Source organism: Microcoleus sp. PH2017_09_SFU_O_A (genome assembly GCF_020738625.1).
In the GTDB taxonomy this organism is placed as follows: Bacteria; Cyanobacteriota; Cyanobacteriia; order Cyanobacteriales; family Microcoleaceae; genus Microcoleus.
In genome coordinates this window covers 1-11,237 of record NZ_JAEQCF010000125.1, presented here as the reverse complement: position 1 = coordinate 11,237, position 11,237 = coordinate 1, and the positions used below count along the sequence as shown (strand labels likewise).

9 protein-coding genes are annotated in these 11,237 nt (G+C 46.5%); 7 read left to right on the top strand and 2 right to left on the bottom strand.

What is annotated here, in order from left to right:
• Positions 1-620: 620 nt before the first annotated feature.
• Positions 621-3,839, top strand: a complete 3,219-nt coding sequence (locus JGK16_RS30625; RefSeq protein WP_293186848.1) for an adenylate/guanylate cyclase domain-containing protein — start codon at positions 621-623, stop codon at positions 3,837-3,839.
• Between the two features lie 56 nt (positions 3,840-3,895).
• Here the strand turns inward: JGK16_RS30625 and JGK16_RS30620 are convergent, their stop codons facing one another.
• Positions 3,896-4,087 carry a hypothetical protein gene (locus JGK16_RS30620; RefSeq protein WP_293186847.1) on the bottom strand — a complete coding sequence of 64 codons (192 nt, stop codon included), beginning with the start codon at positions 4,085-4,087 and terminating at the stop codon, positions 3,896-3,898.
• Between the two features lie 174 nt (positions 4,088-4,261).
• Here JGK16_RS30620 and JGK16_RS30615 point away from each other — a divergent pair, with 174 nt between their 5' ends.
• The 3 genes from JGK16_RS30615 to JGK16_RS30605 all read left to right on the top strand — a co-directional run bounded on the left by JGK16_RS30615 (position 4,262) and on the right by JGK16_RS30605 (position 8,126).
• The gene (locus tag JGK16_RS30615; protein ID WP_293186846.1) at positions 4,262-4,807 is read left to right on the top strand and encodes an inorganic pyrophosphatase; all 546 of its coding nucleotides are present in this window, start codon (positions 4,262-4,264) and stop codon (positions 4,805-4,807) included.
• A 323-nt stretch (positions 4,808-5,130) separates the two neighbouring features.
• Complete coding sequence (locus JGK16_RS30610) at positions 5,131-6,477, top strand: serine/threonine-protein kinase (RefSeq protein ID WP_293193626.1); 1,347 nt, start codon at positions 5,131-5,133, stop codon at positions 6,475-6,477.
• 254 nt (positions 6,478-6,731) lie between these two features.
• Positions 6,732-8,126 carry a serine/threonine-protein kinase gene (locus tag JGK16_RS30605; protein WP_293193628.1) on the top strand — a complete coding sequence of 465 codons (1,395 nt, stop codon included), beginning with the start codon at positions 6,732-6,734 and terminating at the stop codon, positions 8,124-8,126.
• Between the two features lie 69 nt (positions 8,127-8,195).
• On the opposite strand, the gene JGK16_RS30600 is transcribed toward JGK16_RS30605, so the two are convergent.
• Positions 8,196-8,327: a hypothetical protein gene (locus tag JGK16_RS30600; protein ID WP_293186843.1), complete on the bottom strand. Its 132-nt coding sequence runs from the start codon at positions 8,325-8,327 to the stop codon at positions 8,196-8,198.
• A gap of 32 nt (positions 8,328-8,359) precedes the next feature.
• Between JGK16_RS30600 and JGK16_RS30595 the strand changes: the two genes are divergently transcribed.
• The 3 genes from JGK16_RS30595 to JGK16_RS30585 all read left to right on the top strand — a co-directional run bounded on the left by JGK16_RS30595 (position 8,360) and on the right by JGK16_RS30585 (position 10,970).
• Positions 8,360-8,872 (top strand): inorganic diphosphatase, encoded by a 513-nt coding sequence (locus JGK16_RS30595; protein WP_293152463.1) that lies wholly within the window; start codon positions 8,360-8,362, stop codon positions 8,870-8,872.
• Between the two features lie 549 nt (positions 8,873-9,421).
• The gene (locus JGK16_RS30590) at positions 9,422-10,330 is read left to right on the top strand and encodes an MBL fold metallo-hydrolase (protein ID WP_293152460.1); all 909 of its coding nucleotides are present in this window, start codon (positions 9,422-9,424) and stop codon (positions 10,328-10,330) included.
• A gap of 73 nt (positions 10,331-10,403) precedes the next feature.
• The gene (locus JGK16_RS30585) at positions 10,404-10,970 is read left to right on the top strand and encodes a diheme cytochrome C (protein ID WP_293186842.1); all 567 of its coding nucleotides are present in this window, start codon (positions 10,404-10,406) and stop codon (positions 10,968-10,970) included.
• Positions 10,971-11,237 lie beyond the last annotated feature (267 nt).

Genomic DNA, 11,237 nt, shown 5'->3' with positions numbered 1-11,237 from the left:
GCCACAAGCTTGAGGGTCTAGAGGGATATTTGAATGTCCCACTGTCGCCCTTTTGGGTGGGCCCGAATCCCCGTCGCTTTAGCCCTGGGGAGGTTCAAAACCGCCAATCTTACAAAAAAAGCTCGCAGCCCCCAGACTAAAGTCTGGGGATGCAAGGGTATAGCAGCAAAATTGACAGAAATTCTAGTTAAAAACCACAATTGTGTACAGAAGGGCACACATCACCAACAATGGGTGGTGTCACAATTGCGGCTAATCCTACAATGCCATCCGTTTTTCAGCAGTTCCGCAGCACGCATTCCTGTTCGTGTCGGCGATCTCTGGAATAGGGCAAACCTAATTCAACCGGGCGCACAATGCCAAAATCAGTTAATAAACCATTAAAACACCATTCGCAATCTCTAAAAAGATTCCAGCAATCACACCGTTGCTTTACCGTATCACTAGCCGTTGAGCAGCAATGCCAACTGAACCTCCCTTGCCCTAGGCCCGGACTTCTGTAAACTGGGAAATAGTTTCACACATACTTGAGTCAGGTGCGACCTGTCTCACTCAAAAGATGAACTTGCCCGCTGTCCTAGCTTAGACTAACCCTTACACTTAAGCTTCTGTAAAGGTCTATGAATCCTCCTGCATCTTCCACAAATTACTCTTCTCTGGACAACGTGATAGATGTCACTCCTATCAGCAGTGAAAATAATCAACCCTACTCTACCCCTACGCCTTCTCCCTCTCCCGAACCCGTGGTTGCTCCTGCCCCTACCAGCAGCAGTGCAATTATCCCGCGCCAAGGAGTCACAAACATTCTTGCTCACCTAAATAAGGAAAGTTCCGTAGCAGCAGTTAAGGAAGTAGAAGAAAAACTTAAGGTTGTCAATCAAACCCTGGGAATGCTCGATAACATCCTGGAGAGCGAGGGATTTGACGCTATCCTCAACGATATGTTGCAGTCGATTACCCTCAAAACAGGGGAATTGCTCAATGCCGATCGCACTACGATATTTTTATTAGACGACGACAAAAATGAACTCTGGGCAAAAGTTGCCAAAGACGAAAATGGCAAAAGCATAGAAATCAGAGTTCCCGCCCACGTGGGCATCGCCGGAGAAGTAGCCACCGAGAAAAAAGTGGTTAACATCCCTTACGATTTTTACAACGATTCGCGATCGGCTAACGCCAAAAAAGTTGAAGAAAAAACGGGCTACCGCACTTATACAATGCTGGCAATGCCCCTGCTAAAGGAAGAAACAAACGAGTTAGTAGCAGTCGTTCAACTGATTAATAAACTAAAACCCGATCACCAAAATCACGCTAGTTTAGATCGACAAATCGACAGGGCTGGATTCACGGAAGAAGACGAACGAGTTTTCAATGAATTTGCTCCCTCAATTCGCCTAATTCTAGAATCCTCCAAATCTTTCTACGCAGCAACTCAGAGACAGCGGGCCGCCACGGCGCTGATGAATGCCGTAAACGCTCTTTCTAAGAGCAGTCTCGACTTAGAAGATACCCTCAAAAGGGTCATGGATCAGGCCAAAGAACTCATGAATGCCGATCGCAGCACCCTCTGGCTGATCGACGAAGATAAAGATGAACTGTGGACGAAACTTCCCAACAAAGAAGGCACACTTACAGAAATTCGCATACCCAGAACAGCCGGTTTTGCAGGAATCGTCGCCCAATCCAGCGAACACCTGCTGATTTCCTTTGACGTGTACGACGACCCCCGCGCCAAAACTTCGCGAGATACCGACCAAAAAACAGGCTACCGCACTTGCAGTATGCTGTGTATGCCAGTGTTTAACTCCGACAACAAATTGATTGGAGTTACGCAGTTAGTCAACAAAAAACGACAAGGAGAATTCCCGCCCTACAACCCGGCAGATTGGCCTCAGGCCCCCGAACAGTGGAAAGCGAGTTTCAATAAAAACGACCTGGACTTTATGCAGTCGTTTAACATCCAAGCAGGAGTGGCCCTGCAAAATGCCAAACTGTTTGCAGAAGTCAAACAGCAAGAACAAAGACAAAAAGATATGCTGCACGCCCTGACTAACGGCGTGATTTCTACAGATAAAAAAGGCAATATAGTTGCGACAAATCCCAGCGCCCAAAAATTACTCGGTGTCAGCGAGGCAGAATTAGCAGAAGGCCAATCTTTGCGCGAGTTAATTAAGTTAGAAAAAGGCGATTTTGCCAAGTGGTTCGATGCGTCTTTGTCTCCAGAAGACGATAACGATCGCCAGCAGTATTACCCCGATCAAGTTTTGCTCTCCTGTGAAGGAAAATCGCAGAGTATCAATCTCTCGATCAACTCAATGACCGATGCTACCGATCCCAACAAAGTCAACGGCGCGTTAGTCGTCATGGAAGATATTAGCAGCGCCAAGCAAGTCAAAAACTTGATGTACCGTTACATGACCCCAGAAGTAGCCGAAGCACTGTTAGCTTCAGGGGATACAGGATTGGGCGGCAAGCGCAAGGAAGTTTCGGTGCTGTTCTCAGATATTCGCAGCTATACCACACTTACGGAAAAATTGCAAGCTGAAGAAGTGGTGGTGATGCTCAACAAGTATTTTGAAGTGATGGTAGATGTCGTATTCGAGTACGGAGGCACTCTCGACAAATACATCGGCGACGCTCTGATGGCAGTTTTCGGCTCTCCGGCGCCCCTAGAAGATCATGCTTGGTGCGCGATGCAAACGGCAGTGAAAATGCGAGCAGAACTCGATAAATTCAATCTCGATCGTATAGCTAATGGTGAGTTGCCCATCAGTATTGGTATGGGCATACATTCCGATCAAGTTGTCAGTGGCAACATTGGCTCAAGTAAACGCATGGAATTGACTTCTATAGGAGATGGCGTCAACCTCGCCTCTCGCTTAGAAGGCGCCAGCAAGCAGTACGGAACTGACTTAATTATTAGTGACAATACCTACAAGCATTATCACGAGAGAGTCTACGTGCGGGAACTCGACTTCATTACCGTCAAAGGCAAAAGCGAACCAGTTATCATTTACGAACTCGTCGGCATCAAAGAAGGATACTCGCCCATTGGCAAGTCACTAACCGAAAAACAGCAACAAGTTGTAGAACATTATAATAAGGGTCGCGAACATTACAAGACGCCAGTCACTCACAGACTATCTGACAGTGAGGTGAAAAATATCTTAGATGATGTCGCCCAAATGCCGGAGACAGAAATCAAAAAACTTTCCTACAGTGTCGAGGAACAGTTGGAATACGAACTAAAGAAGTTGTTATATCAACTCAAAAAGCTGTCAGAGTACGATCCCAAAAATCTGTCTGAAGCAGATAAACTAATCGTGCTGTTGCAGCCAGAAATCCAACTGTTGAAATTGGAAGGTCTCAAAAACCTCTCGGAAGATGAAGCCAAAATGTTGCTGCAAGCCAAAATCAAGCAGCTATCAGCAGACGATATTCAATCGTTGCAAGAGGGCGAGGTTAAAAAACTGTTGGAAGCAGACATCTTAGAACCATCAAATCCTAAAATTAAAAGGCTGAAACCCGCACAGATCAGGCAGCTATTGCAGGCTAAAATTAAAATTAAAGCCTCCGAGACAGTGATAGAAATGTTAGAGGAGGAATTTGAAAATCTGGGACTCGATCGCGTGAAAAAACTCCTCAGCGAGTTTAAGAAAGTCTTAGAACCAAAAGCCAAGCAAGCTTTTAGAGACGCAGAACGCGAATTTAACCTTGTTCTGGACATTGAACCCAAAAACAAGGCAGCTAAACTGCACGTCGATCGCTGCGGGTTATATAAGCTCAGCCCTCCCGACGTACTAAACTGGGACGGCGTATGGAATCTCAAAGAAAAATAGCAGCGGTACCCGGTGCGGAGGGGGCGATCGCGATCGGGAGTGCACCTCCCCTCCAATCAATTAACCTTAATATCCTGTTGGGGCAATTTTAAATCAGCTCCAGCAGGTATGATTGTTAGATAACCGGACTTGGGATCGCTTGCCTCGCCACCGCCAGATACCCGCATTGTGCGGTGTTTGGCGACAACAAACACAGCACTTCTACCTTCAGAAGAGCTTCCAAAAAAAATTAGGACTTGCGCCAGCATTACCCAGTTTTTAAGAAAAATCTGGGGCAAAGGCGACCTAACATCCACTCAAAAACCGGGTTTTTTACCCCGCGCCCGTAAGTCTTAATAACTTTGGCGCCTCCTAAAAGCAGCTTGCTTTCAGCAGAAAGCTAACGTTCTAGTCTTAGATATAGAAAACTACTAGCATCAGTTATGGATAATTGGAATTCGCAATCGGGAGATATTGAGTCGGTAGATCAGGTTTACCAACTATTGCTAGAGATTGCCCGCAGCTCGCTGTCAGATATCCCCAGAATCCCCGAAAACATCACTCAAAAGTCTCTTCCCCTGCTCCAAAAATTACAAAGCATTCAGCAAAGACCACAGGGACAAGGGTTTAAATCTGATTGGTTTTCGGTAAACGATCTCGAATGGGTGGCTCAAGTCCGCCAACTGCTCGAAGAACTGACCCGCCAGTCTTTGTCGGAACGGCCCAAAATGCCAGAAAACATGGCGGGCAGAGCTTTGAGTCTCGCAGATAAGGCACAAAGCATCAAAGAAACCATAGAAAATGCAGCCTCCAGCCCAAAAGATGAAGATGATAACTCGTTTCAGTCTCCAGAGACGCTGCTGAATTTATTGCACCAGAGTTTAAAAACTCAGCGGGCAAAAAGCTACCAACCAGACGCTCCCGAATGGCACCAACTCATGACCATGCTAGATGTAGTGCAGTCAATTTACAAGCAAATTCAACGTTAAATTTAAGCTTGAATCAGGGGCATTTTTATGGTGTTTAAAGGCGCTGGTTCTTTGGCAAAAAAAAGTTTTTTGCCGTAGCAATGTCGGACAAGGCATCGTGCGGCGTTCGTACTCCAAAACAATCACTCTGAGCTCGCTAGGAGGAAACGGCATTGCCGTTTCCCTAGCCCGATCGCTCCTAGGGAAACTGGACGTGCCGTTTCCTGAGTGTGGGTAATATTAATTGCGATACCACCAGGTTCGATCTAAATCGCTTAAACAAGTGCAGACAATTGCAGCTTGGCCAGCTAAGCTGGGTTCAATCGCTTCAGTGGCAGGTGAACATGAGCGGACAAAACATCGGGGATTTGTTAGGAGAAATATTAGAAAATCGGTATAAGTGCTCACGGCGACTAGGCAAGCAAGCCGGACGGCAAACATTACTAGCCCGCGACTTAAAAACCCAACAGCAAGTAGTAGTCAAACTCCTGTCATTCAGCAGCGATTTCAACTGGGAAGACTTGAAACTGTTCCAGCGAGAAGTCGAAACCTTAAAATCCCTATCCCATCCTGCAATTCCCCAATATCTCGACTCCTTTGAAATCGACACACCCAGCCGCAAAGGATTCGCCCTAGTTCAGACTTATATCGAAGCCAAATCCCTCCAAGAGTATCTCTCAGACGGCCGCACCTTCAGCGAAAATGAGGTCAAACAATTAGCCACAGCATTACTAGACATCCTCGGATACCTGCACCAGCGACAGCCGCCGGTGATTCACCGCGACATTAAACCCAGCAATATTTTGCTCAAAAATCGATCGGGCAATAGCGTCGGTGAAGTCTACCTAGTCGATTTTGGTGCTGTTCAAACCCTAGCCACGCAACAGGGAAAAACCGTCACCGTTGTCGGAACTTATGGTTATATGCCGCCCGAACAATTTGGCGGGAGAGCAGTTCCAGCTTCCGATTTGTACGGCTTGGGAGCAACATTAATCGCCTTAATTACCAAGCAGCATCCAGCCGATTTGCCACAGCAAGATTTGCGGATTGAATTCGAGCAATTCACGGAATTAAGTCCCGGTTTTAGCAATTGGCTGAAGTGGATGACGCATCCCAGTTTAGAACGCCGTCCCGCCTCAGTTCAGATTGCCAAAGAAGTTCTGGAAAAACCGCAGCAAATAGATAAATATTCCCGGCCAGTGAGACAGGGGAAAATTGTGAGTACCGACGAATTGTTCTGGAATGCGATCGAGGTCGGAATTTCGACAGGAACTAAAGCTATAGGAGCTTGTGCAGTAATAATTTTAAGCATCATTGCGATGGGGTTTTGGGAGCAAATTTTTATCGGAGGATTCTGGAGCGTTCTTTTCGCCTTGCCTCTGGCGTTAGCGAATGGAATAATCGCAGCAATTGTGACGTGCTTTTGGTTTTCCCCCCTAACTAATCCCAAACTTCACCGACAGGTTTTAAATGCAATTAGTATCGTGACATTTACCTCGGCGACCAGTATTTTCTTGTGGCCGATGATGGAGGATTGGAAGGATGAAGGGACGTGGAATATTATTAATGATGGAGAGCTTTCCATGTCTGAAATTAGCTTTATACTTGCAATATCGCTAATTGTAGGACTGTCAATGGGGACAGCTAGCAAGTCTATTGCCCGGTGGTATCAAAAAGCAAGCGGACTATAATCTAAAATTTACAGGAATTAGGCACTCTGACTTCTAGAAACCGGGTTTTTACGAAAATACGCGTTGTAACCGCCAGACTCGCTAAAAAAACCGATTTCTGAACCCCGACGCTCGCTTCAAATTAAAATAAAGGTCAACACGGTTAACTTAAGAGATGACAAGAGGGAAAACTCATGAAAAATAGATACTGTGATTGCTTCGTTCCTCGCAATGACCATCTTAAGTGAACCGTATTGAAATAAAGGTAATAAAACATGACTGGTAAAATATTAGCAGAAAGCTATGAAGTGCAGCGAATACTGGGAAAACAAACCGGTCGCCAAACGCTGCTGGCTCGCGATTTACAAACTCAAGAATTAGTTGTCATCAAACAGCTCTTCCTCGGTAGCGATTTTGAATGGCAAGACCTCAAGCTATTTGAAAGGGAAGCGGAAACTTTAAAAGCACTTTCTCACCCAGGAATTCCTCGGCACCTCGATTACCTGGAAATTGACGAACCAGACAGTAAAAGCTTTGCCTTGGTACAGACTTATGTAGAGGGAAAAACTTTAGAAGAACATTTGCGCTGCGGGCGTACTTTTAGCGAAAGTGAGGTGAAAGAATTAGCTAAATTGCTGTTAGCAATTTTGATGTATTTGCACGAGCAAAATCCGCCTGTTATTCACCGCGATATTAAACCAAGCAATATCTTACTACACAGCAGATCCGGCCATAGTGTCGGACAAGTTTATTTAGTTGATTTTGGTTCGGTGCAGAACCAAGCTGCAAAGTTTGGCGGCACAATTACAGTAGTCGGAACTTACGGATATATGGCGCCGGAACAATTTGGCGGGCGATCGGTTCCGGCTTCTGACCTTTACGGTTTAGGTGGAACTTTAATTTATTTGGTAACGGGCTTGCATCCCATGGAAATATCGCAGCAGGATTTGAAAATTCAATTTGCCGATCGCGCGAAGCACCTCAATCCTAATTTGATTCATTGGCTGGAGTGGATGACCGAACCGAGCTTGGAAAAACGGTTATCTTCGGCTGATAAAGCATTCCGATCGCTCGACGAAAATCCCTGTGCTATCAACAAAATCAAAAAAAATCCTCTTGTAGTGCAACCGCCAGAAAGCGATATTAAACTCACAAAAAATTCGGAGTTTATAGAAATTATAATTCCACCTAAGGAAGTCGATTTTAGTTTGATTGCCTGGTTCTCGGCTGCGGTTGCTGCAAATATCCTTTTAAGGATAGGTGGTTCCAATTACCTATCGGTAATCAATAATTTATTAAGGAATTCGTTGATTATGCTATCAGGAAGTTTACTAGCTGCTGTAGTAGTAACACTTCTCTCTGCATTATTTCGGGAATTGCGTGTTAGAATAGATCGGCATCAAATCTCCTATACCAGCAATCTTCTAGGGCTGAAATGGAATTATCCACGATCGATGTCCAGACAGGAGATTTGTCAATTGGAAATTAGGCAATACAATTCCAACATTTATCAGATGCTTATTCAAGCTGGCAAGCAAAAATATCAACTAGGAGAAAACCAGGGACTAAGTGAATCAGAAATCACATGGTTAGCAACAGAACTAAGCCAGTGGTTGGGATTGAAAATTAAAAAAACTTTGACAGAGGGGAAAAATAATATCTGGTTCTGAAAATATCTCGATCGCCCAAACAAACCATTCCCCTCTCAAACTGTGGGATGGGCGTCCCGCCCGTCCAATCTATTGTTCGTGGGATGTCCCGCCCGTCCGCTGTATCTTCTCGCACTCCCCCGCTTTGTATCCAGCTTTATGCAGCATCGATCCCGATCGCCCGTAAAATGCTATGAAAGGGATTTGGCAAGTAGCACTCATCCCCGATCATCTGTTAAGTTGGAGATATTATTGTGGACTTATCGCTAATTCCGGCACAGCCGAAACCAGGACTGCTTAACGTCCTGATCGAAATTACCGCCGGTAGCAAAAACAAATACGAGTTTGATAAAGAGATGCAAGCCTTTGCACTCGATCGCGTGCTCTATGCCTCAGTGCAATACCCTTGCGACTATGGCTTCATACCCAACACCTTAGCCGATGACGGTGACCCCCTCGACGGCATGGTGATGATGGACGAGCCCACATTTCCAGGGTGCATCATCGCGGCCCGTCCGATCGGAATGCTGGAAATGATCGACGGAGGCGACAGAGATGAAAAACTGCTGTGCGTTCCCGACAAAGACCCCCGTTACGCTCACTATAAGTCCCTCAAAGACGTAGCCCCACACCGCTTGGACGAAATAGCCGAATTTTTTAGAACCTACAAAAATTTGGAGAAAAAAGTGACCGAAATTCTGGGTTGGCAAGATGTCGATCTAGTAATGCCGTTAGTCGAAAAGTGCATCGCAGCCGATCGCAAATAGGTTCCAAGCGCCTGCATCCTCGACTGCAACCCGAGTAACAATTCAGGAAGCCGAACTTAATGCAACCGATCCGCGTCTAGGACGTGCAGTCGAGGAGGGGGTGGCTAGAATGTAAAATCATTGGTGAATCCCCAGTCACCGGAACGGAATTCCTCAAACCGCCACCCCCGGCACAATCTTGAAAAAAATCCTAGTCATAGAGTAAGATTAAGCGCAAATTCTCAGCAAGCGGGCGAATGCGTTCTACTTTTGAGGAAAATTTACCCGAACACTGACATCAACGCTATCTTAATCTCAGGACAGTTCCGCACGCCGGGCAGCCCACAGGGTGCAAAAATGGTCTCTAAAGCGTGATATCTGTTACAGCAACCGATCGCGCACGGGTTGAGGCTTCTAACAACCCAAGTGTTCGGTAAGTCTGATTTCCGGGTTTGGTACTCGGATAGTTTTCTATAAAGCGTTTTATAGTACGGATTGCTAAAAACTAAACACTAAAAACTAAACACTAAGATCTCAACTCCCAAGTTCCTGCGCCCAAACCTAAAAAAGATGCCAGATTCCGCACCCTCTCAAACCACTCCAGAGCCTTCCGATCAGAAAGCCAGTATGGAAAATAGTCCTTTGACCGAGTTTGTCGTTCAGTTTTGGGGCGTGCGGGGCAGCATCGCCACCCCCGGCAGCAAAACAATTCGCTACGGAGGTAATACCTCTTGCGTAGAAATGCGCTTGGGGAAAAAACGCCTGATTTTTGATGGTGGCACCGGTCTGCGAGTTCTGGGCCTCAACCTGCTGCGACAAATGCCGGTCGAAGCCCATATGTTTTTCAGCCACACTCACTGGGATCACATTCAAGGATTTCCATTCTTTACTCCTGCCTTTATCCCGGGGAACTGCTTTCACATTTACGGAGCGATCGCCCCCAACGGCACTACAATCAAACAGCGTCTTGCCGATCAAATGCACCACCCCAATTTTCCAGTCCCCATCCAGGTGATGCAGTCAGACCTCAAATTTAACGATTTGACCCCAGGGGATATTCTCGAACTCGACGATGTGAAAGTCGAAACGGCATTGCTCAATCACCCGAATACCGCGATCGGGTATCGAGTCACCTGGGAGGGACACACGGCCGTCTACTGCACCGATACAGAGCATTTTCCCGATCGGCTGGACGAAAATGTAGTACACCTAGCTCGCGACGCAGACGTGCTGATTTACGACGCCAACTACACCAACGAAGAGTATTACGACTTCAAAAACCCAAAAGTCGGCTGGGGACACTCAACTTGGCAAGCCGGAGTAGAAATAGCGAAAGCTGCGGGAGTCAAAAAGATCGTGATGTTTCACCACGATCCCGGTCACGACGACAATTTTCTCGATCGCGTCGAAGCAGACGTGCAGGCAGCATTCGCCAATAGCTGCTTGGCCCGCGAAGGCATGAGCATACCAGTAATCTAGAAAACCCATCCATGCGGGCTGGGAAAAAACTCCTCCAGACCGCAGAAATTAGCAGCCAGAACGCAGAAACAGAATGAATCACGAAACTCCCCCCAAGTATCGCTCTCGTGGCTTGCGGGGGCTTTACTCAACATTGCTGGTGTTGATAATTGTCTGCTGTACAGGAGGCGGATGGGTGGCAGCCCAGACTGCGAACTCCAACACTCCAGCGCGACTTGCTCAAGTGTCTGCTATTGAAGATAATGGCACTGTCGATCGCATCCCCGAACGCTACCAACTCGGACAGCAACTCTACCTAGAAAACTGCGCCACCTGTCACATCGGCTTACCCCCGCAAGTATTGCCAACAGAAACCTGGCGCCGCTTGTTGCAAGATTCCCAACACTACGGACAAACCTTGAAACTCCTAGTAGACCCGCCCCGGCTGCTAGTGTGGAACTACCTGCAAACTTTTTCCCGTCCCGAAGCCAAAGACGAAGAACTAGCTTACCGAGTCGCCACCTCTCGCTACTTCAAAGCTTTGCACCCCAGAGTCAAGCTGGCGCAACCAGCAAATATCAGCAGTTGCGTTACTTGTCACCCAGGTGTGTCTAAATACAATTTCCGCCAGCTTACCCCTGAGTGGGAAAATTCCCCGTAAGGAATCTTAAGTTCTTGATTGAGGAAAATCAGAATTCAAGTCTGAGCGATCGAACTACTGAAAAAGCAGGACTGAAGTCCTTACTACAAACCTTATAAAATCTGTTCGTAGTGAGGACTTTTGTTCTCGGAAAAAGCAGGACTGAAGTCCTCACTACAAACCTTGTAAAATCTGTGAGGACTTTAGTCCTCGGGGTGCATCTGGCGCAAGGAAGAGGGCGAAGCATGACCGCATATAAGTTATTAGTTATCATCTCCTATTGTCTGC

Bases quoted from the DNA above. Each gene is read 5' to 3' on its own strand.
- JGK16_RS30625 (WP_293186848.1), top strand. From the start codon at position 621: ATGAATCCTCCTGCATCTTCCACAAATTACTCTTCTCTGGACAACGTG.
- JGK16_RS30620 (WP_293186847.1), bottom strand. From the start codon at position 4,087: ATGCTGGCGCAAGTCCTAATTTTTTTTGGAAGCTCTTCTGAAGGTAGA.
- JGK16_RS30615 (WP_293186846.1), top strand. From the start codon at position 4,262: ATGGATAATTGGAATTCGCAATCGGGAGATATTGAGTCGGTAGATCAG.
- JGK16_RS30610 (WP_293193626.1), top strand. From the start codon at position 5,131: ATGAGCGGACAAAACATCGGGGATTTGTTAGGAGAAATATTAGAAAAT.
- JGK16_RS30605 (WP_293193628.1), top strand. From the start codon at position 6,732: ATGACTGGTAAAATATTAGCAGAAAGCTATGAAGTGCAGCGAATACTG.
- JGK16_RS30600 (WP_293186843.1), bottom strand. From the start codon at position 8,327: ATGAGTGCTACTTGCCAAATCCCTTTCATAGCATTTTACGGGCGATCG.
- JGK16_RS30590 (WP_293152460.1), top strand. From the start codon at position 9,422: ATGCCAGATTCCGCACCCTCTCAAACCACTCCAGAGCCTTCCGATCAG.
- JGK16_RS30585 (WP_293186842.1), top strand. From the start codon at position 10,404: ATGAATCACGAAACTCCCCCCAAGTATCGCTCTCGTGGCTTGCGGGGG.